The sequence below is a fragment of the Candidatus Omnitrophota bacterium genome, assembly GCA_028712255.1.
GTDB lineage: Bacteria > Omnitrophota > Gorgyraeia > Gygaellales > Profunditerraquicolaceae > UBA6249.
Window position 1 is genome coordinate 72,894 of sequence record JAQTQJ010000002.1, and the last position, 22,511, is coordinate 95,404.

Genomic DNA, 22,511 nt, shown 5'->3' on the forward strand with positions numbered 1-22,511 from the left:
ATTTTTATGTATGAAAAAATAGCGTAGCGGCATTGGAGCAGGCCAGGACGGTGGCAGTTAATGTGCTTGTTTTCGGAGAACTTTTTCATCTTTTTAGCTGCCGGTCTCTAACCCGGTCGATGTCCGCTCTCGGAGTGTTCTCTAACAGGTGGATATTCTTCGGCGTTATCCTAGAATTTCCCTATCTGAAGAAAGACGTTTGATTCACAAGGCTCAAAATGGTTCAAAGAAAAGCAAGGAAGAGCTTGTATTGCGTCATGTTGGCTTTGTAATTTTTAGAATTCACAAAGTAGCGTTTCCTGCCTTGATCCAGAGATTTGGAGACGACCTGCTTGAAGAAGCCATCCTGATTATCTATAAAAAAATCGAAAGCTATAACCTTGATTACCGCGATAAGAAAGGCAATCCTAATCCGGTGAAATTTACCTCTTACATTTGGAAACGGATCGATGGTTTTATAATCGTTTCATTAAAGAAGGAGCTTGGCGAGTCAAATTATTACGATAGGTATAGCGGATATGCCCTTAAAATTTATAAAAAGACACTTTCCAGCATAAAATTGGTGCAGTTTTCTGATTGAGATGGAAAGCGTCTGTATCTTTGTATTTTCAATAGCGGTTGTAGGTCTTTTTATGTTGCGATGTTTCTGGAGTTAGGGTATTGCGTTTATTAGTTGTATATCGGCCGTATTCCTAGGTGTTTTTACGGATTCACCCCTTCAAAAAAAGTTAAGAAAAGGTCTAAATACACTAAATACATATAAGATTAGAGTATAAACTCTAAAAACTAATGCTATAATTATAGAAATGACCTTTCAAGTGAATTTGGAGAAATATTTAACTATATGTTAATGCCATCTATATTATCTGGTACTTTGTTAACATCGGATCATCAAAAGATAGCGTATTGTCATTATAAGGTTGGTCACGATAAAGTAGTTATTATAGTTCACGGTTTTTATAATAGTAAAGACGCCGTAATATTAAAGAAATTCGCTGAGGTTCTGTATGATGATTATGATATATTTATGTTCGATTTTAGAGGGCACGGGAAGAGCAGTGGATTTTTTTCATGGACAAGTAAAGAGGGTATAGATTTAGAAGTAGCGCTGGACTATATGGATGGAAAATATAAGAAAATAGCCATGCTCGCTTTTTCTTTTGGAGCAAGCGTAGCTATCAATACCTTAGCGTACGATAAACGGGTCGATTCGCTTATATGTGTAAGTTCTGTATCAGATCCTAACAAAATTGATTATCAGTTTTGGGAGTTGGATTTAAAAGGTGACTTAGCATATACTTTGTTTACTTTCGAAGGCCTTAAAGGAAGAGGATTTCGTCTCGGGCCATTTTGGCTTAAAAAAGAAAAGCCTATTGATAATGTAGCTAAAATACAAATTCCTATCCTATATATTCACGGAGACAGGGATTGGGTGATTAAGCCATGGCATTCTCAAGCGCTTTATGATAAAACGCAGTCTAAGAAAAGGATGGCCATTATTAAAGGCGGGCCACATGCGGAATATTTAATAAGAGATTATTTCACGCAATTTATGACTGAAACTAAAAATTGGTTTCAGGAAACATTAACATAAGGAGATATAGTGAAAAGTATATTTATTACTATTGGCCAACTTATTTTCTCGTTGGTTATGTATATTATTGGAACAGTATATTTTGGTTTAGCATTAATTCCCAGTATTGCTATTGTTTTAAAAGCTTGGAATGCAGGCCTGTTAATGCAGCCGATTAGCCGTTATGCGCTTTTAGGATTTTCATTAGCTGGGGGATATTTTGTTTTTGGTTTTTCTATGATTATACTTGCAGGCTTAACAAGGACGATTTTAGGTTTACGACTTAAAGAGGGAAATTATCCAATTTTTTCTCCGATGGCTTTAAAATGGGCTTTTGTTAGTGCCCTGTATCTTTTTATTAATTTTACCTTCGTTGATTTTATTCTTCTTACTCCCTTTGCTAATTTGTTGCAGCGACTTTTAGGTGCTAAGCTAGGGAAAAATGTTCAAATAAATTCAAAATTCGTATTTGATGCCACTCTTCTTGAGATTGGCGATAATACAGTAGTCGGAGGCGGTGCAATTATTATTGGGCATGTGGTAGAACGAGGTATTCTTAAACTTAAAAGAGTAAAAATTGGGAAAAATGTAACCATTGGTTCTCACGCTACAATTATGCCGGGATGCGAGATTGGTGATAATGCAATCATTGGTGCAAGCGCAGTCCTTTTGAAAAATACCAAAGTTGAATCGAGGGCGGTGTATTTTGGTGTACCCGCCGAGCAGCTTAAGCCTCATCATCATAAAGAGGAAACTGATAATGCCCAACGTTAGCTTTAAAGATTTAAAGATAATTGATCTTATGGTTGCAATTAACCAGCGTTTTTCTGATATCCCTGCTTTACAGATCAAAGAATATGGTAAGTTTAGGGCTCTTTCTTATATTGATCTTGGGAGGCGGACCGCAGATACCGCTCATAATTTAAAAAAATTGGGAGTAGATCGAGGAAATAGAGTAGCTATTTTGTCTGAAAGTAGGCCTGAATGGGCCATCGCTTTCTTTGGCATTGTTTCTTGCGCTGGCATTACTGTTCCAATGGATGTGAAATTGAGTGATGCAGAAGTAGAATTTATTATTAATGATTCTGGTGCTAAGTGTATTTTTATTTCCAATAAGTTTTTGGAAAGGATTAAAGGGCTAAGGCCAAAGCTTAAATTTATTGAACATATTATTTGTTTAGATAATGATGCAAAAGAAGATGTAATACTATTGAAAGATTTCAAAGTTTCCGAAAAGGAAGTTACGTATAGAGAAATAAAGGAAGATGATGTTGCAGTAATAGTTTATACTTCCGGGACAACAGGTGTTGCTAAGGGCGTAGAACTAACTTATAAGAATTTATTGTTCGAAGTTACCTCTTTACACGATTTGATTAATTTTAATGACAAGGATGAGTTTTTATCCATTTTGCCTCTTAATCACATGCTTGAGTTAACAGGTGGTCTCCTTGGCCCTCTGTATGCGGGTGCGACAGTAACTTATTGTGATAGTTTAAAACCTACAAATATCCTTCAATTGATGAACGAAACAAAATCGACAGTTATGATTTGCGTTCCTCTTGTTTTGAAGATGTTTCATAATAGCATAATGAATAAAATATATGATCTGCCGGAAATTAAAAGGCTATTTGTTAAAACCTTACTTAATATTTCAAGATTTTTGCTAAAATTTCATATACGAGTTGGTAAAGTTTTATTTATGTCAATACATAAGCAATTTGGATCAAATATACGTGGTTTTGTTTCCGGAGGCGCCCCGTTAGATGCAATTGTAGAACTTAATTTCAACGCTATGGGTTTTAGGATATTGCAAGGTTATGGTTTAACAGAAACAGCTCCAGTAATTACAGTTAATAATTTTGAAGATTGCAAATATGGATCTGTCGGCAAGCCTTTGCCTGGAGTTGATGTAAAGATTATTCCAAATAACGAAACTGGTGGTAAGGATGGAGAGATTGTCGTTTGCGGTCCGAATGTCATGAAAGGTTATTATAAAAGCGAAGAAAAGACAAAAGAAGTTTTAAAAGAAGGCTGGTTTCATACTGGTGATATTGGTTATTTTGATGTGGATGGTTTTTTATTCATTTCGGGGAGAATAAGAAACTTGATAGTTTTAGGTTCAGGGAAGAAGGTATTTCCAGAAGAGATTGAAGAAGTAATGTCGGCCAGCCAGTATATAAAAGAAATATGTGTTTTAGGAAAGGTTGCCCAGCAAGGAATAAGAAAAGGTTGTGAAGAAGTTTATGCAGTTGTTGTCCCAAATTTAGATATGTTTGATAAAGAAAATAGAGTAAATAAAGAGTTTGTTAGGGAAAAGATCAATTCTGAGATATTAAGGTTGGGAGCAAATTTGGCTGAATATAAAAGAATAATGAATTTTGATATTTTTTATGATGAGTTGCCAAAGACATCAACGCGTAAAATAAAAAGGAAGGTTCTGTTGGAGCTTATTTCGAAAGCTGGAGTAGAGACAGAAAAGGAAGAATTTATTGAATCTACCCAGATCATGGAAGATGATTTTACCTTAAAATTAAGAAAAATAATTTCTGATTTAGCAAAGATTTCTCCTGAGAGAATAACTCTTAATGCAGCACTTTATAATGATTTAGGGGTTGATTCTCTAATGAAAGTAGAGATTTTGACAAGTATACAAAAAGAACTCGGCATTAATATTCCGGATAGTTTGAGTTATGAAATTAATACTCTTGGAGATTTAATAAAATTTGCTAAAGAATATAAAGCTGGTAGGAGTGGTGATGAGGAAGGAGAAAATAAAGAGGTTAATGATTTTGTAAATAAAAGGGTAAAATTCAAGTTAACACATGATGCCGCATATTTTATTTTTAAGTCCTTTTTTAAGATTTATTTTAATAAAACCGTATTTGGGTTAGAAAATATACCTCGTAATGGTTCATTTATTATTGCTGCAAATCATACCAGCTTATTGGATTTTCCTTTAATTATGACCAGTTTGCCTTATGAGAAAATGAAAAACGTATTTGCTCCTGCCGCACAAGATTATTTTTATGTTAAGAAATATCGTAGAGCAATAATAGAATTATTATTTAATACGTTTCCTTTCGAAAGAATGGGAGATTTTGTAAAAGGATTAAAGATATGTGAGGCCCTTGTTAAAAACAATTGTTCGATAATTCTCTTCCCGGAAGGCACAAGAGTCATGTCTGATCAATTACAGCCGTTTAAACCTGGATTAGGATCTTTGGCTTTAAATTTAAATGTTCCAATTTTACCAGTTTATATTGAAGGTGCTTTTAGGGCTATGCCAAAAGGGAAAGCTTTTCCTTCGCCAAGCAAGATTGAAATAATATTTGGGAAGGCTATATACCCAGATAAAATGGATTTATCAAATATTGTAAATAATTACGAAAAATATGTTTATCTTTCTAAGGTATCTTTTGATGAAGTAGTTAAATTAAAAGAAAGAGGGCGAGGAAAATGATTACGGTTTACGATTTAAAACCGCGTTTTCAAAAAATTCTACAACCAACTATGCAATATCTTATCAAAAAAGGGGTAACTCCTAATATTGTTACTTTTATGGCGCTTTTAGGATCTTTTTTAGTAGCGATTTTTTCCATTATTCTTAAAGATCGTGCTTGGATTTTGTTAATTTTACCTATGTGGTTATTCATTAGGATGGCTTTAAACGCAATTGATGGAATGATGGCTCGACAATTTAATTTATCTTCTCGTCTTGGCGCTGTCTTAAATGAAACAGGAGATATCCTTTCTGATATTTTTCTTTATCTTTCTTTAATTGTTTTCTACCCTGGTGTATTATGGGCTATATATCTTTTCGTTATTTTAGCTATTTTAACAGAATTCTGTGGAGTTTTAGGACAAGCTCTGGGGGTTGGCCGTTGTTATGACGGGCCGATGGGTAAAAGCGATAGAGCTTTTTTTGTTGGCTTACTAGCGGTTATTTCTTTTATTTTCCCTTCAGTATTTAAATTGTGGAGCTATTTTTTTTATGGAGTTTCTTTCTTAAGTATTTTAACCTGTTGGAATAGACTCCGTCATAGTTTAAAAAGTAGGGAGCAAGGATGAAAGAACTCTTTTTATCTCTTACGTTGACACAGCAAGGCGGAATCATTGTTTTATTTTTATTGATACCTGCCTCAGCTATTCTTTATATTTTAAAGAAGATTCGTCCAGATACTGACTGGGCCGAACTTGGTAATCGTATAAAGGCTTGGTGGATTATGGCCGTAGTTTTTCTTACAGCTATGTCAGTGAACCGTAATATTTCAATCGTTTTTTTCGCTCTTTTAAGTTTTTTAGCTTTGAAAGAATATTTTTCCATTTTTAAAACGAGATTGGTTGATCAACGCGCTATTTTTTGGGCATTTTTAACCATACCTATTCAATATTATTGGATTGTCACACAGTGGTATGGTATGTTCTTGATTTTTATTCCTGTTTATATGTTTTTATTTCTTCCAGTTCGTCTGGTTTTGGTCGGAGAAATGCAAGGCTTTTTAGCGGCGGCTTCCAGGATTCAATGGGGTATTATGGCATTTGTATTTGGTTTGGGCCACATTGCCTATCTTTTAACTTTACCACAACTTTCTGGTATTAAGGTTAGCGGAACCTCCTTGGTTTTCTTTCTCGTTTTAATGACCGAGTTGGGTGATGTTTCTCAATATATTTGGGGTAAGATTTTGGGGAAACATAAAATCCTGCCATTGGTGAGTCCTAAAAAGACGTGGGAGGGATTTTTAGGTGGGGTTTTTTCAGCGATGATTCTTGGTGCCGTGTTTAGATTTTTAACTCCTTTTTCAGTAGCCAGCGCTATTGTAATAGGAGCTATTATTGCGATTGTTGGTTTTTGTGGGGATGTGGTTATGTCTGCCGTTAAAAGAGATGCAGGTGTTAAGGATTTCGGACAACTGATTCCAGGCCACGGTGGAATGCTAGATCGTGTTGACTCTCTATGTTTTACTGCGCCTGTATTCTTTCACATTGTAGTATTTTTTTATTACTCTCACTTATCATAATAATTGTGTGATTTCAATAAAGAGGGGGTCTCCCTTGATTAGGATTATTTTTTTTATGGGGATTTTTTCAGGCTACTATTTTTTTCTTAGCTCCTGACGTTTATTTAACGGGAGTTGTTCTAAAGGCTGATTTAAAGAAAACATTAGGGGCTCTTTTAGTGGGAGCTCTTGTATATTATTTTGCTTTCATGTATCCTTTGAAAACATTAAATTGGTTCGATCATATTCCGGGAATTTTTGTAAAACTAATTCAGGATGTCCGCTTTTTATTGAAAGGAGAGGCCATGTTAATGAGAATGATGGGAGTTATTTTATTAACCCTAATTATAGGAGGCTGCGCGACAGGCGTAAAGAAACAAACAACGCAGCAATCAGACTATCAGTGGCCTTCGCAAACATATCAACAAAATACTTCTTCTTGGGATTATGAAGATGTCCAGCCAGCCAAAAGCACAACATATTCCGTTCCTGTTAACTTAAGTGCGAAGCAAATTCAAAGGGCATTAAAAAGCGCCGGTTTTTATCAAGGAGCGGTTGACGGTAAAATCGGGCCCAAGACTAAGAGTGCTATCATAAAATTTCAGAAAGCACATAATCTTAAGGCAGATGGTGTTGTAGGCAAGAGAACATCGATGGAGCTAAATAAATATTTATCTGAATAATGAAAGCAAAGGTAAAAGCGCAATAGTATAGAGCGATAATCTAGTATTCGGTTTAGTTCTAGGATTTTGTTTGAGAAAGGATTCTATGGTTAAAACTAAGATAATCTGCACGCTTGGCCCGGCATCATCAAGGGCGAGGATACTTAGAAAAATGATTCTTGCCGGCATGGATGTCGCCCGTTTGAACTTCTCGCACGGTAAACCGCGGGAGTTACTTGATAGAATAGGCTTCATTCGGATATTAAACGCGAAATACCGTAGGCACATAAAGCTTCTAGGCGATCTTCAGGGGCATCGAATAAGGATAGGAGAGCTCGTTGCTCCAGCTTTGCTTAAAAAAAGCCGGATTGTATGGCTTACTCAGCAAAACATAAAAGGATCGCATGAAATTATACCTTTGGATTACCGCGGCCCGCTAATCAGTATTAAGAACGGCCACCGGATATTCATCGATGATGGAAATATTGGTTTAGAAGTGATCGGTAGGGCTAAAAACAAACTTAAGGCCAAGGTGATAACCGGCGGCCTGCTTAAGGAGCATAAGGGCGTAAATATCCCGGAGGCAAGGCTTGAATTCGGTGGTATAAGCCAGAAGGATATGCAGGATATATCTTTTTGCGAAAAACATGGCGTGGAATATATCGCCCAGTCATTCGTGCGCACAAAGAGGGATATAATGGATGTAAGAGGGGTTCTCGGGGAAAGCTCTCAGATTAAGATTATCGCTAAAATCGAGAATAGGGAGGGCATAAAGAATGTCGATGAAATAATTAAGGTTTCCGATGGCATTATGATAGCGCGCGGAGATATGGGGGTATCGCTGCCCATCTATGAAATACCCGTTATCCAAAAGATGATTATAAAAAAATGTAACCGTGCAAGAAAGTTTGTTATTACCGCAACCCAGATGCTTGAGAGCATGACTGAAAATCTTAGGCCTACCCGCGCTGAGGTAACGGACGTGGCAAATGCCATAATCGACGGCACTGATTTTGTGATGCTTTCGGCAGAATCAGCCGTGGGTAAATACCCGGTTGAAACGGTTGCTATGATGAATAATATCATAAAATTTACGGAAGGTTATTTAAAAGAAAAGAAAGCTTCAGAATAGATACCTCGCGCTAATTGGTATTGCGCGAGTGTTGTCTAGGTAGACAAGGAGCTCATGATGACCAGATTAAGAAAGTATTTTATAACCGGGCTAGCAGTGATAGTGTTGGTTTTTTGACGACTTAATTTGGCTGAATAGAATATTATTTTGATTTACTATTTTGATAAATTAGCCTAATTGTTAAAGTTTCTATTGTATAAAACTAGGTTTTAAAACAAACGGAGGAATTAAATGTTTAGGGTGAACATTCTCGAAGCAGAGGATTACTCAGCCTGAGTCCGTCAGAAGGTCAGAAGACTGTGGTTTGGTTTTGGTAGCCAAAATCACTAACCTCATAAATTTAAAAAAATAATATGGGTAGAGTATTTATTTTTAGGTTTTTTATTTAATTTATGCGGGATACAAAAGGAGAATGTAAAAATGTGGGGATTAATAGTTAAGGGCGGTCCTGTAATGATACCCATAATAATGGGTTCAATAATCGGCTGGGCGTTAGTTTTGGAAAGGCTTTGGGTTTTTAGAAAAATGAGTACTTTGAATAGCTATGAATTTGTGCAGGAGATTTTTAGAAATATAAAATCCCGCGATATTAAATCTGCTATGCAGTTATGCGAAGAGAACATAAAACATCCTATTGCAGCCGTATTTAAGGTGGGCATTGAAAGAAGGTTGCTGCCGATGGATAGGTTAGAGAAAATTCTTGAACAGGTTGGGAATAATCAGGTTGAAAGGCTGGAAAAATTTCTCGGCGTCATCGCTTCAGTTATTTCCATAGAGCCTCTTTTGGGGTTTTTAGGCACTATAACAGGTTTAATCAAAGCTTTTATGTCTTGGGAACATGCGGGAGCGGATATAACGGTGAATGTTCTTGCGGGCGGAATCTACGAAGCTATGATTACCACAGCCGCGGGATTGATTATTGCCATACCTCTTTATCTTTTTTATAACTATCTCATTAATTGTATTAAGCGCATTTCAAATAGTCTTAATAACCACACAATACAGCTTATAGAATTGTTCTCTGAAACTAATGAGTCAACACGGTAAGGAAAATAGGATATGAATATTTCTGGCAAACGTGATTATACGATTAGTTTGGAATCAGTGGTAATGACGGATATCGTGCTCAATATGTTTATTTTCTTTTTCATATCTTTCAGCCTTTTGTATACCATAAATCCTTGGAAAAAACTGGATATGAAATTACCTAAGGCAGAACATGCCTCTACCATTAAGGATAAAGGGCAGATTAACATCACTATTAGTGCCGACGGCCCCGTTTACTTAAACAAAGAGTTGGTTACTATGAAAGAACTAAAAGAAAGAGTTTTATTACGATACAAAGCTAATCTCGACGTTTCTGTGCTGTTATGCGCTGATAAACGCCGTTCTTTTAGGGATGTTGTGCGTGTATTGGATATATTAAGTGGTATTGGAATCACCCGACTTGATATCGCAGCTGTTGAATAAGAATAGAGCAAAAATTTATTCTAGCGTTTTTTCTACAGAAAGTATTTAAAACCGAGCCCTTAGTAAACTTTGGTTGGTTTTTTGTATTCGGGATTCCTTCACTTCTTTTGTGGGCAATGGATGTTTGGAATGGGGACAAAATGAGGATCTTTTATGAATAGATTAAGGAGATATTTTATAACTGGATTGGCAGTGGTAGTACCGGTTTTTTTGACGGTTTATATTTTGGTGGCCTCATTCCGTTTTATCGATAATATCTTAGGTAGGTTTTTAAACGTTTATTTCAAAAATACCCTGGGATTTTATATTCCCGGTTTAGGTATTCTAATTTTTATTTTACTCATACTTTTGGTCGGATTTTTAGCTAATCGTTATATAGGTAAAAGGATTTTTCCTTTTATTGATAAGTGGTTCTCTAACTTACCCTTAATCAGGAATATTTATCCTACCTTTAAGCAAGTTATTTCATTTATTTTAGCGCAAAAAGAATTCGGATTTAAGAAGGTGGTCTTAGTAGAGTATCCTTCAAAAGGTATACGGTCTTTAGGATTTTTAACAAACGAAGAATTCCCGAAATTAAGCCAAATATCAAATAAGGCTATGGTATCAATTTTTATGCCTACTTCTCCCGGGCCATTTACCGGAGTTGTTATTTTTGTAGCCAAAGAAGATTTAAATTTTCCGGATATCTCTATCGCGGACGCCTTCAAAATTATTATTTCTGGGGGTGTTTTTAAGCCATGATTCACTAATGTTTACCCCAAAGAAATGGACAAGATATAACACTTTATTTTTAAGATAGTTGTGCAATTTCTATCCAAGGGCATGATGGATAATATTATAAAATTTACGGAAGAATATTTAAAGGAATAGAGCATGCCTGGTGAAATACTAGATTTTACTAAAGAATTTTGGCATTCGTTGCCTGTTGATGAAGCTGTTAAGCGGCTCGAAGTAGATATTTCTGTTGGTTTATCTTCGGATGAGGTTAGGAAACGCAAGGAACGCTTTGGTTTAAATCAAATCACTCCTAAAAAAGGCATACCCCTGTGGCTGCGTTTCTTGCTGCAATTTCATCAGCCTCTCATATATATTCTTCTGGCGGCGACTGCGACCACGCTATTCTTAAAAGAATGGGTTGATGCTTCGGTAATTTTTGGAGTCATTCTTATCAATGCCATAGTTGGTTTTCTGCAGGAAGCCAAGGCCTTAAAAGCCCTTGAAGCCCTTTCTCGCTCTATGACATCTTCTGTTTCTGTGTTAAGAGACGGTAAGGAACAGCATATTACCTCTACCGAGTTGGTTCCTGGGGATGTGGTTATGATTGCTTCCGGTGATAAAATTAGCGCAGATATGCGTCTTATTTATAGTAGGGATATGCAAGTTAATGAATCGCCTCTCACAGGTGAGTCTATTCCGGTTGAGAAGCAAATCGATTCCCTCGATGTTAAAACCGTTTTGGCAGATAGATTAAATATGCTTTATGCCTCTACTTTTGTTACCTATGGCCGGGGTAAGGCCATTGTTACCGCCACAGGAGATGCCACCGAGGTCGGGCGAATCTCAGAGTTGATTACTGCGGCTGAAGATTTAGAAACTCCTCTTACAATTAAAATAGCCCACTTTAGCCGTTACCTCTTATTTGTTATCATGGGGTTGGCAGCATTTACTTTTGTTGTGGGTGTGCTTCGGGGCAAATCATCTGCGGAAATGTTTATGGCTGCGATTGCACTTGCGGTAGGGGCGATTCCTGAGGGACTGCCTGCGGCGGTAACGATAACGCTCGCGATAGGCGTGGCAAGAATGGCTAAGCGCCGTGCCATTATTCGTAAGCTGCCAGCAGTGGAGACGCTCGGTAGTACCGGCGTTATTTGTTCTGATAAAACCGGAACGCTTACCGAGAATCAAATGACCGTGCAGGAGATTTTTAGCGCAGGCCAGACATATCAGGTTTCAGGAGTGGGATATAGTTTTGAGGGCGCTATTCAAGGGCTTTCGCGAACGCCCGGAGAGAAATCTTCCGTAGCTCTTAAGGAATGCCTGGCCGCAGGTATATTGTGTAATGACAGCAGAATTGTGGATAAGAAAGGGGTGTTTCAGGTTGAGGGTGACCCGACAGAAGCGGCGCTTATTGTATCCGCGAGTAAAGGGAAGAGTTTATTTCCCGAGGGTATGCCTGCGTTGCCGCGCAAAGATTCTATTCCGTTTGAATCGGAATATCAATACATGGCGACATTTCATATTTTACCCAACGGGGACGGAGTTGTTTATTTAAAAGGTTCAGTAGAAAAGATTTTAGCCAAATGCGCTAATCATCTCGATGAAAATGGCGATATCCGTCCTTTGAAACGTGCCCTAGTTGAGCATCAGATTGAACTTATGGCGGCAAGAGGGCTAAGAGTGCTTGCCTTTGCCCGTGGCAGTATTTCTTCGCAGAAAGATAGGATTGATCATGGCGATATTACTGAGTCTCTAACCTTTTTAGGGCTACAGGGAATGATAGATCCTCCGCGCAAAGAAGCGATTGAGGCTGTGCGGCGTTGTCATTCCGCAGGAATTCTTGTGAAGATGATAACTGGAGATCATGCGCTAACGGCTAAAGCCATTGCTGAGCAATTAAACCTAAAAAGTCGTCTTGGCGAGGAAGGGTCAATTAAAGGTCTAGTGGCGTTGAGCGGAAGCGAACTTGAAAATATGAACGATGAGGAATTACAGGAATCTGTTGATCGGGTCAGTGTTTTTGCCCGCGTGACTCCGGAACAGAAGCTGCGGCTTGTTAAAGCGATCCAAACAAGAGGTTATATTGTAGCTATGACCGGAGACGGCGTCAATGATGCCCCGGCTCTTAAACAAGCTAATATAGGCGTTGCTATGGGGCGTACAGGCACAGAGGTTGCCAAAGAAGCTGCGGATATGGTTTTAACCGATGATAATTTTGCTTCAATTGAGGCTGCGGTCGAGGAGGGACGGTGCGTTTTTGATAACCTAAGAAAATTCATTGTCTGGACATTGCCGACAAACTTAGGCGAAGCCCTTGCTATCATGGTTGCCATTTTTGCAGGTATTGTGCTTCCCGTTGCGCCGGTTCAATTACTTTGGATAAATATGACTACCGCTCTATGTTTGGGTATGATGTTAGCTTTTGAGTCTAAGGAACCCGATTTGATGCAACGGCCTCCCCGTGATCCTAAAATGCCGATTATGACAGGAGAGCTTATCTCTCGGACAATTTCGGTAGGCGTACTTTTAGCTCTTGGGGTTTTTGGGCTCTTTTTCTATGAAAGAAATAACAGACTAAGCATTGCGGAGGCGCGAACTGCGGCTGTCGGCGTGTTGGTCATGGGCGAGCTTTTCTATCTTCTTAATTGCCGTTCCTTGTCGAAGTCAATATTCGCTTTGGGGGTATTTTCGAACCGTTGGTTGATTTCCGGGGTCTTAATCATGATAGGTTTACAGATGCTTTTTACCTATACTCCCGCTATGAATCGTTTTTTCCATAGCGCGCCGATTTCATTTGATGCTTGGGTGCGGATTTTCTTGATAGGCTTGTCGATTTACGGTATTATAGAAGTGGAAAAGTGGGGCCGCAGGTGGTTCTTAAATCGAAAACGGCCATGATTGGGCAAGAATTATAATTATCCTTGACAATGGACTTAATAATTGTAAGATAGTTGCATATAGCTAAGATTTTATAGTCTCATAAAAATGGGTTCAGGAGTATCTTCCTGAAGGTTTAGATGGTCGGGCCGCCATCTGCGATTATCGCAGGTGTCGGTTTTTTATTTTTTAGCGTTTAAGTTAAAAGAAAGGAGTCTTTTATGGATTGGCAGAATATTCCTAATCCGGATGATATAATTGATATAGGCAAAAAGAAGTTTCTTAATTATGGTAAATATATCCCTTGGATAGTATTAGGCCTGATTCTTATTGTGGGGCTAAAAGGTGTAATCTATTCAATAGGCCCGGATGAGGTAGGCGTAATCCAGAGGTTCGGTAAATATCTTGGTTTAAGCTCGCCAGGGCTGCATACGAAGATTCCTTTTGGAATTGACAAAGTAACTCCTATCAAGGTAGAAAAGATTTTTAAAGAAGAATTTGGGGTTAGAAACATAAACACAGGGTCAAGAGCAGGGTATTCTTACGGATCAGACCTTGAGGAGTCTCTTATGCTTACAGGGGATTTGAACATACTTGATGTGCGTTGGATTGTGCAATTTAAGATAAAAGACCCTATAAAATTGCTTTTTGTCGTGCGTGACCCCCTTAAGGTTATAAGGGATGTTTCTGAAATAGTTATGCGCCGATTTGTGGGAGATTATACTGTGGATGAGGTATTAACCATCAAAAGAGAAGAAATAGACCATTTAGCCCAAGTCGAGATGCAAAAAATTCTGGATGATTATCAAACAGGAGTGCAGGTTATTACAGTGAAATTACTAGATGTAAATCCTCCTGATAAAGTAAAGCCGGCTTTTAACGAAGTAAATGAGGCAAAGCAGGAAAAAGAAAAAATGATTAACCAGGCCTGGGAGGCATATAATAAAACCATACCAAAGGCCAGAGGAGAAGCGGAACGGACTATCCGCGAGGCAGAAGGGTATTCCCTCGATAAGATAAATAGGGCTAAGGGGGAGTCAGATCGGTTCTTGGTGACTTTAGGCGAATATAAAAAAGCTCCAGAGATTACCCGTAAGAGGCTGTATCTTGAGACCCTCGCCGAAGTTTTACCCAAGGCAAAAGAAAAATATATCATTGATCCAAGGCAATCTTCCATATTGCCGTTATTAGATATAGGCAAGAAAGGAGGGCTTAAACAATGAAAGAAGGCAAATTGGGGACAATCTTAGGATTAGTTTCTTTCTTGGCTATAATTATTTTTCTTGCGTTTGCAAGCGGAACGTTATTTATTGTAGATGAAACTAAGCAAGTAGTGATTACTCAGTTTGGCAAACCGGTGGGAGAGCCGATAACATCCGCGGGCCTGCATTTTAAAACGCCTTTTATTCAACAGGCGCATTATTTTGAAAAAAGGCTTCTTGAATGGGATGGTGATCCGAACCAGATACCTACAAAAGATAAAAAATATATCTGGGTAGATACAATGGCGCGTTGGAAGATAGTGGATGCGCTAAAGTTTTTACAGTCTGTAGGCAATGAGTTAAGCGCTAGCAGCCGCCTAAATGATATTATCAATTCAGCTACCAGAGACGCCGTTACCGGCAATCTTTTGGTTGAAGCGGTAAGGGATTCAAACCGTATATTGGAGAGTAAGGATCTTGGGGATGATGCTATTGTCAGTGAAGAAGCTTTGGAACGTATTGAAACAGGAAGGCAAAAATTAACTCGCGCCATATTAGAAAAAGCAAAAGTCCTCGCTCCGCAATACGGGATTGAGATTATGGATGTACGCATAAAACGCATAAACTATGTGGAAGAGGTGCGCAATAAGGTATATGACCGGATGATTGCTGAAAGAAAGCGCGCTGCCGAGAAATACCGATCAGAAGGATTTGGAAAATCTGCCGAGATTGAGGGACAAACCGGCAAAGAGTTAAAGCTGATTACTTCAGAAGCTTACCGGCAGGCGCAGTCTATCGTAGGGAAAGCTGATGCTGAGGCAATTAATATTTACGCCGGTTCTTATTCCCAGAATCCCGAATTTTACTCATTTCTTAAGACATTAGAAACATATAAAGGCACCATTGACGAAAATTCGGTACTGGTTTTGACTACTGATAGCGATTACTATAAATACCTCAAGGCTTTAGATAAATAAAAACTTAAAATCCTGCCGCTATAGATAAAAGGGTATACTGTGTTTGTTTTATCTAACTGTTTAATCGCCTTAGCGTGAATTCTGGATGTCGGATTTTCTATATTTTATTGGTTAATCTTAATCCGCGCTCTGATTAGTTGAGTTAGCCTCGATCCGCATAATTTCATAGTTCAGTTTCTATATAAGGCAACCGAACCAATATTTTATCCAATTAGGAAGATATTGCCTTTGAACTTGAAATTCGGTATATATCTCACCGATAATTGCGTCTTTGGTAATCATGTTTTTAAATCATTTTTAATAAGATCTCTAATTGATTTTACGGTGAAGCTAAGGTAGCTTGAATCTGCCGGTGGTTAGGGCATGGTTCGGTTATCTTTTTATCTGGATACTTGTTTTATTTATAGGAGGTAAGTTGTTATGAATCTAAAGATTTTGGAGCAGGTATTTTTCGGTAATCGTATTTTAGATTACATCATTGCTTTATTAACATTAGCCCTGGGCATACTCTTTGTTAAAGTTATTGTGCGTTTCATTATAGGGCGGCTTAAGAAATTTGCCAGGATGACTACTACAACTTTTGACGATTTATTGGCGGAGATTCTCGAGAGAGTTGTTTTGCCTGCTTTATTCATTAGCTGTTTCTATTTGAGTCTAAAGACTTTGAAAATGCCCTTGGTGATAAACGGGGTAATTAATGTCCTGCAGTTAGTATTAGTTACCTTTTTTGCCACGCGGGCGATTGTTATGTTTGTCAGCCATAGCCTAAATATCTATTTAACAAAAAAGCAAGAAGATACCACAGTGGTGCGAAGTCTCAGTGGAATGTTAAATGTGATGAAGTTCTTAATTTGGGCAATGGCGGTTATAATTTTATTGGATAACCTCGGTTATAAAGTCTCCACAATCATTGCCGGTTTAGGAATTGGTGGCATTGCTGTGGCTATAGCTGCACAAGCCCTTTTGAAAGATTTCTTCAGTTATTTTTCTATAGTATTCGACCGGCCCTTTAAACTGGGAGATTTTATTATAATCGGTGACTTTATGGGTACAGTTGAGTATATTGGAATTAAAACCACGCGCATACGTAGCTTAGGAGGGGAGCAGGTAATATTTTCCAATACGGACCTAACGGATTCACGGGTCAGAAATTATAAGCTTATGGAGAAAAGGCGTATCTTATTCCGGCTAGGCGTAACTTATCAAACTTCTCTTGGCCAGCTAAAAGAAATGCCCAAAATTATTGAGCGTATCATTAAAAACACTAAGGATGTTGCTTTTGACCGCGCGCATTTTTTCAGCTACGGCGATTTTAGCCTAATATTTGAAGTCGTGTATTTTGTTTTGAATCCCGATTACAACAAATATATGGATATTCAACAAGAGATTAATTTTGCGATTAAAGAGGAGTTTGAAAAACGCGGTATAGAGTTTGCCTATCCTACGCAGACACTTTTTGTAACTAAACAATAATTAGATAATATTTATTTTAAAGTTGTTCAAAGGCATGCAAAATCTATGAAGAAAATACTTCTTATTTCATTTGAATATCCTACCGGCAAGTCATACTGTGGCGGCGTGGGCCAGATTGTAGAGCAGAGTAGGGATGCTCTTTTGGCTTTGGGTTATGAGACATATGTTCTTATAAGTTCTGGTTTTGCCAGGAAAGATCCCGTTAAGCTGCTGTTTTCAGATGGTTCCATAAAGAACTACCCTAATCTTGGTTCATTCCTAAGGGATTATGACTGGTGTAATTTTGGCTATATAATCCATCATTTTGTTAATTGGACTAAAGAGCTTAAGAAGATTACGAGGCAAAAAGGAAGAAAGCCTAAGATTATATATCATTTTCATAGTATATTAAGAAGAGAGAAAGAATCTGGATTTAGGACTTTAAACCACTTTTTACATAATCAGGAGAAAATGATTGAATTGGCAGATAGAATAATCTGTCCTTCTGCCTATGAATACGATAATTTTATCAGGTATTTCCCTTCTTTTATAGATAAGGTGGTTGTTATTGAAAATACGATTGAAGCCTTCAGTGCAGATAGAAAGAGAATGGAGGAGATAAGGGATAGGCATAAGATTAAAAAGAATGATATAGTTTCTCTCTATGTAGGCAGGCTTGAGAGAATAAAAGGGGCCCATATTTTGCTAAAGGAAGCGCCCAAGATTCTTAGGAAACAGCGGCATCTTAAACTTTTTTTTGTTGGGAGATCAATAGAGAAAGACCTATATAAGAAATTGTTAAGCGTATGCAGAAGGTTTCCCGGGCAGTTTTTCTATAAAAGGCATCTGGATAAAAACGAGTTGTTTCAGTATTATTATTTAAGCGATATCTATATAAATAGCTCTTTAAGTGAGTCGTTTTCTTTGAGTACCCACGAAGGAGCATTTTGTGGTAGTTCATTGCTTTTAAATCGCCTGCCGGTCTTGGAAAAATTTAAGGATGCCGCGTTATTTTTTGACGCCAATAGTGGAGATTTTTCCGAAAAATACGATGTTTTGATAAGAAATCGTGTTTTAAGAAGAAAGCTTTCAAAAAGGGCAAGCGCGATTGCTGATAAATTAATTAGCAATAATAGGTTTAAAGATAACCTTTATAAGCTTCTTAATGGTTTTATGATCGAGAGTAAGATTTAAAAGTTTAAAATTAATGTTATTGTAAAAATAAAACCGGTTTAAGAAGGAAAAAGTATAAATAACTCACTGTCCACCTTAAGAGATGAACAGTAAGTTATTGTTCTGTATCTAGTTATGATAAAAGACTGGTGCTTCTAGGCTTTATTTTTTAAAAGAATAGAATGGCCCTTCTTTGTTAACGAGATTTACTTAATAAGCATGGCAACGTGCACTGTGTACAGCATAGGTCAGGTATGGTTTCTCGATTAGATCGGAAAGTGTTTGCTTATTTCGTTTTTCTTAAGTTTTCTTGTATAATAGCCTAAGCCATGCAATAATGATATAATGATATAAGGAGGGGGGTACAGATGGGATTAATATCGCTTTTGTTCAGTAATCCGGCTCTTTTTGTAATTCTGGCTGTCATACTTCTTTATTCGGTTATTTTACATGAAGTTGCCCATGGTTGGGTGGCGCATCTTTTTGGCGATGATACAGCTTTATATAACGGAAGATTGACTTTTAACCCTGCGTCACACCTTGATCCGATAGGTACGCTGATGCTTTTTCTGGTAGGATTTGGCTGGGCAAGGCCGGTGCCGGTAGATTACTCCAGATTTAGTAATACTCGCTTCGGATTATTCTCTGTTGCCTTGGCAGGATGCTTAACGAACATACTCATCGCAGTAATTGCGCTGATTTTATTGCAATTTGATTTCATTAATGCTAATTCTGCCTTTTCGGTTATCCTGCCTATTGTCGTAAGGATTAATATTATTCTGGGAGCTTTTAATTTAATACCAATTCCTCCTCTTGATGGCTCAAAGATACTCATGAGTTTTCTCCCCTACCAGGCACAAGAGAATCTAGCGAGCCTAGAGCCATATGGGTTTTTTATTTTAGTGATTTTGCTTTTTACCGGTATATTGAATTCCGTGATAGCCTTTATGCAGAATTTAATTTACGGTATTATTAGCATATTGTTTAGTTTATTTAGATAAATCTCAATAAGAAATAAAGGTATTAATTTAATTAAATAATGCAATTACTATATAAACTTAGTAAGAATAATTCCAGAGAAATATTACATAATCCGGAAATAAGTATGATGTCCCCAGAATTCCAGTTTCTTGATTAGATCGGAAAGTGTCTGCTTTAACGATCAATAGCCTTTTTTATACCTGTATTTAGAGAGTCTTCCCCTTGCGCCGTATTCCTGCCCGCCCTTACGAGGTTCACTCTCAAATTTCTATATATAATTCACTCTATTGTAGTAGAAAAAAGTCAATTAAATACTGAATTAAATCAATGAATCGGTTGTATTAATTTGTGAAAGATGTATAATAAAAATATAGGAATAAGAAATTAAGTGGTCCGGAGATAGCAAGTTGTTTCCGGAGGTGTTTCTTAGATGGTCGGGCCGCCATCTTGCATTTAATGCAGGGTGGTTTTTTTATTTTAGGGGGCGATAAATGGGCATTTCTTCAGCATTCTTTATTAATAATTTATTTGAAATTTTAGTTCCGGTTGGAATAATTATCTTAACTTTAATTTGCGGGTTTATTATAGGAAAAATTGTCTTTGTGCGTCTTAGTTACTGGTCAAAGCAGACTAAAACTCAAATTGATGATATCGTTATAGACTCAATAATGTTGTATTGATTCCTAATGAGAAATTGACAAAAGCAATTGTTACCAATTATTACCTGCCGGAAAAGGAGATGATGGTTTTAGTAAATTTAGGGGTTCACTATAAAAGCGACCTAAAAGAAGTTGAGCAAATAACTTGTGAAGTCGCCAAGGAAGTCATGCAAGAAATCCCCGGAGGCGTGCCTAAATTTGATCCGTTTATTAGTTATGGTGGTTTTGGGGATTCCAATATCAGCCTGACCGTTATTTTGAGGGCAAAGGAATTTGTAGGCCAATATTTAATTAAGCATGAATTTATAAAAAGGCTCCATGATCGTTATGCCAAAGAGGGCATTGTAATTTCTTATCCGATAAGAGCGATAAATTATCAGCAGGAGGAGGAATAAATGAGACGACTACTCATATTTATATTGCCGATTTTGATTATTGTAGCCATTGGGTTTACGGTTTTTGGCATTATGCAAATCCGTTTTACTCAGGATAAATTGATGGATGATCTCCAAAAAAAGGCTAAAGCTGTTGCTGAAAGTATTGATTTTTCGGCAAAAACTATTCTTTTGAATAATGATTTAAAATCCGCAAGCCGCCTTGTCGAGAGTTTCCAGAAGAGGGAGCGGCTGCAGGGGTGTATTATTTATGATAAGGAAGGAAAGGTTTTTGCGATTACGGAAAGATTCTCCGACTGGAAAGAGCAAGAAAAACCTTATCTTCAGGATATTCTGGCGAGTAAAACTCCCCGCGGAGTTTTGGAAAACTTCAAAGATTATGCGGTATATAGCTATATCATTCCTGTAAACGATGACGAAGGTAATATATTAGGAATGGTCGAAGTCATTTATGATACTTCTTATGTTTTTACGACGATGACTGATCTCTGGAGGCGTTTGAGCGTCTCTTTAATATCTCTACTGGTCTTAATTGTATTGATAATGTTTTTGATTCAAAGGCAGATATTTACCCTGCCCGTTGTTAGGCTTACCAAGTGGTTCCAATATTTTCAAAGAGGGGAAACCGAGCAGGCGTATCCAATTAAAGGAAAAGATGAACTTGGAAAACTTGCGAGTGAAGTTGAGCAGGTAGCTTTAAGTTTAAGAGTGGCGCGTAAAGTTGTAAGTCAGAAGGCTACAGAGCGTATTGAGAAAGATGAGCTCTGGACTGAAAGCAAGCTCCGCGATCTTATTCACGCCCGCTTGGGAGAGAATGCCCTGTTTGTTGTGTCCAACAGGGAGCCTTACATGCATGTTATTGATGATGTTACCGGGCAGCCAAAGTGTATTAGGCCGGCCAGTGGTGTTGTTACCGCAATAGATCCAATATTGCGCGCTTGTGGAGGAACATGGGTTGGCCATGGTAGTGGAAACGCTGATAGGAAATTTGTAAATTCAAAAGATAAGCTTGGAGTGCCTCCCGGAGATAACCGGTATATTCTTAAAAGAGTTTGGTTATCTAAAGAAGAAGAGGAAGGTTATTATTATGGTTTTGCTAATGAGGGATTGTGGCCTTTGTGTCATATGACGCATACAAGGCCGTTATTCAGAGAATCCGATTGGCAAATGTATAAAAAAGTAAATCAGAAGTTTGCGGATAGTATCTTGTCGGAATTGCCGGCAAAAAATCCTTTTGTATTTATTCAGGATTACCATTTTACTTTGCTTGCCATGATGATTAAAGAGAAACGTCCGGATGCAAGAATAGCTTTATTCTGGCACATTCCCTGGCCGAATCCGGAGGTTTTTTCAACCTGTCCGTATCATAAACAGATTTTGGAGGGTATGCTTGCCTGTGATTTGATTGGTTTTCATGTGCAAAGCCACTGCAATAATTTCCTTGAAACTTCAAATAGGTTGCTTGAATCCCGCGTTGATACAGAAAAATTCAGCATCGTTCGTTTGGGAAAGGAAACATTTGTCAGGGCGTTTCCCATAAGCGTTGATGGATATTTAAATCAAGGCAAGCAGGATTTAGGTTTAGCCGGTGAAATGGATAGAATCAAAAAGGAATTTGAATTGGAAGGAAAAATTGTAGCCATAGGCGTTGACAGAATTGATTATACAAAGGGTTTAATCGAGCGGATCCTTGCAGTGGATAGGTTTATAGAGAAAAATCCGCAATATAAAAACAAATTCGTTTTTATCCAGTTGGCCGCTCCCAGCAGGACGCACATTAAGCATTACCATGATTTAATGAATGAAGTTGATGAATTGGTAGAAAAAAAGAATTGGAAATACTCAGAAGGAGAGTGGCGTCCGATAGTTTATTTAAAAAAACATTTTTCTCCTGAGGAGATAAAGCCATATTATGCACTTGCCGACATATGTATTGTTAGCTCTCTTCATGATGGCATGAACCTCGTGGCTAAGGAGTATGTGGCATCAAAAAGCAGCCTTGACGGCGCGTTGATATTGAGCCGTTTTACCGGAGCTGCCAAGGAATTAACAGATTCAATTCTGATCAATCCTTACTCAATTGAAGAATTTTCGGATGCTATAAAATTAGCCATAGAAATGCCACTTGAGGAAAAAAGAAAACGGATGGAAAATATGCGCAAGATTGTTTCCGAGAATAACGTTTATCGCTGGGCAGGGAATATTGTTACAGAATTAACCGCATTAAAATAAAGGTATGGG

21 protein-coding genes are annotated in these 22,511 nt (G+C 37.7%); all 21 read left to right on the forward strand.

The window, feature by feature from the left end; translation table 11 throughout:
• Nucleotides 1–62 precede the first annotated feature (62 nt).
• Nucleotides 63–203 (forward strand): cation transporting ATPase C-terminal domain-containing protein, encoded by a 141-nt coding sequence (locus tag PHC29_01560; GenBank protein ID MDD5108185.1) that lies wholly within the window; start codon nt 63–65, stop codon nt 201–203.
• Entirely contained in the window at nt 149–580 is a 432-nt protein-coding gene (locus PHC29_01565; GenBank protein MDD5108186.1) for a hypothetical protein, read from the forward strand. Before PHC29_01560 ends, PHC29_01565 begins: the two co-directional genes overlap by 55 nt.
• Before the next feature lie 264 nt (nt 581–844).
• Entirely contained in the window at nt 845–1,594 is a 750-nt protein-coding gene (locus PHC29_01570) for an alpha/beta fold hydrolase (GenBank protein ID MDD5108187.1), read from the forward strand.
• Between the two features lie 9 nt (nt 1,595–1,603).
• A complete protein-coding gene (locus PHC29_01575) occupies nt 1,604–2,347 on the forward strand; it encodes a DapH/DapD/GlmU-related protein (protein ID MDD5108188.1) in 744 nt (247 codons plus the stop codon).
• The gene (locus tag PHC29_01580) at nt 2,334–5,033 is read left to right on the forward strand and encodes an AMP-binding protein (protein MDD5108189.1); all 2,700 of its coding nucleotides are present in this window, start codon (nt 2,334–2,336) and stop codon (nt 5,031–5,033) included. Before PHC29_01575 ends, PHC29_01580 begins: the two co-directional genes overlap by 14 nt.
• Nucleotides 5,030–5,641, forward strand: a complete 612-nt coding sequence (locus PHC29_01585) for a CDP-alcohol phosphatidyltransferase family protein (protein MDD5108190.1) — start codon at nt 5,030–5,032, stop codon at nt 5,639–5,641. Before PHC29_01580 ends, PHC29_01585 begins: the two co-directional genes overlap by 4 nt.
• Nucleotides 5,638–6,591, forward strand: a complete 954-nt coding sequence (locus PHC29_01590) for a phosphatidate cytidylyltransferase (protein MDD5108191.1) — start codon at nt 5,638–5,640, stop codon at nt 6,589–6,591. Before PHC29_01585 ends, PHC29_01590 begins: the two co-directional genes overlap by 4 nt.
• Nucleotides 6,592–6,875: 284 nt before the next feature.
• A complete protein-coding gene (locus PHC29_01595; protein MDD5108192.1) occupies nt 6,876–7,253 on the forward strand; it encodes a peptidoglycan-binding domain-containing protein in 378 nt (125 codons plus the stop codon).
• A gap of 85 nt (nt 7,254–7,338) precedes the next feature.
• Nucleotides 7,339–8,364: a pyruvate kinase gene (pyk, locus tag PHC29_01600; protein MDD5108193.1), complete on the forward strand. Its 1,026-nt coding sequence runs from the start codon at nt 7,339–7,341 to the stop codon at nt 8,362–8,364.
• Nucleotides 8,365–8,832: 468 nt separating this feature from the next.
• On the forward strand, nt 8,833–9,411 hold the full coding sequence (locus tag PHC29_01605; GenBank protein MDD5108194.1) for a MotA/TolQ/ExbB proton channel family protein: 579 nt from the start codon (nt 8,833–8,835) through the stop codon (nt 9,409–9,411).
• A 12-nt stretch (nt 9,412–9,423) separates the two neighbouring features.
• The gene (locus PHC29_01610; GenBank protein ID MDD5108195.1) at nt 9,424–9,834 is read left to right on the forward strand and encodes a biopolymer transporter ExbD; all 411 of its coding nucleotides are present in this window, start codon (nt 9,424–9,426) and stop codon (nt 9,832–9,834) included.
• Nucleotides 9,835–9,987: 153 nt separating this feature from the next.
• Nucleotides 9,988–10,578, forward strand: a complete 591-nt coding sequence (locus tag PHC29_01615) for a DUF502 domain-containing protein (protein MDD5108196.1) — start codon at nt 9,988–9,990, stop codon at nt 10,576–10,578.
• 132 nt (nt 10,579–10,710) lie between these two features.
• The gene (locus PHC29_01620; GenBank protein MDD5108197.1) at nt 10,711–13,452 is read left to right on the forward strand and encodes a cation-transporting P-type ATPase; all 2,742 of its coding nucleotides are present in this window, start codon (nt 10,711–10,713) and stop codon (nt 13,450–13,452) included.
• A gap of 200 nt (nt 13,453–13,652) precedes the next feature.
• Nucleotides 13,653–14,654: an FtsH protease activity modulator HflK gene (hflK, locus tag PHC29_01625; GenBank protein MDD5108198.1), complete on the forward strand. Its 1,002-nt coding sequence runs from the start codon at nt 13,653–13,655 to the stop codon at nt 14,652–14,654.
• Nucleotides 14,651–15,610: a protease modulator HflC gene (gene hflC, locus PHC29_01630; GenBank protein MDD5108199.1), complete on the forward strand. Its 960-nt coding sequence runs from the start codon at nt 14,651–14,653 to the stop codon at nt 15,608–15,610. Before hflK ends, hflC begins: the two co-directional genes overlap by 4 nt.
• 420 nt (nt 15,611–16,030) lie before the next feature.
• Entirely contained in the window at nt 16,031–17,083 is a 1,053-nt protein-coding gene (locus tag PHC29_01635; protein MDD5108200.1) for a mechanosensitive ion channel family protein, read from the forward strand.
• Between the two features lie 45 nt (nt 17,084–17,128).
• Nucleotides 17,129–18,256 (forward strand): glycosyltransferase family 4 protein, encoded by a 1,128-nt coding sequence (locus tag PHC29_01640; protein ID MDD5108201.1) that lies wholly within the window; start codon nt 17,129–17,131, stop codon nt 18,254–18,256.
• 347 nt (nt 18,257–18,603) lie between these two features.
• On the forward strand, nt 18,604–19,236 hold the full coding sequence (locus tag PHC29_01645; GenBank protein ID MDD5108202.1) for a site-2 protease family protein: 633 nt from the start codon (nt 18,604–18,606) through the stop codon (nt 19,234–19,236).
• Nucleotides 19,237–19,707: 471 nt separating this feature from the next.
• The gene (locus PHC29_01650; protein ID MDD5108203.1) at nt 19,708–19,896 is read left to right on the forward strand and encodes a hypothetical protein; all 189 of its coding nucleotides are present in this window, start codon (nt 19,708–19,710) and stop codon (nt 19,894–19,896) included.
• Between the two features lie 14 nt (nt 19,897–19,910).
• A complete protein-coding gene (locus PHC29_01655; protein MDD5108204.1) occupies nt 19,911–20,270 on the forward strand; it encodes a mechanosensitive ion channel in 360 nt (119 codons plus the stop codon).
• The gene (locus tag PHC29_01660) at nt 20,271–22,502 is read left to right on the forward strand and encodes a trehalose-6-phosphate synthase (protein MDD5108205.1); all 2,232 of its coding nucleotides are present in this window, start codon (nt 20,271–20,273) and stop codon (nt 22,500–22,502) included. It begins immediately after the preceding gene.
• Nucleotides 22,503–22,511 lie beyond the last annotated feature (9 nt).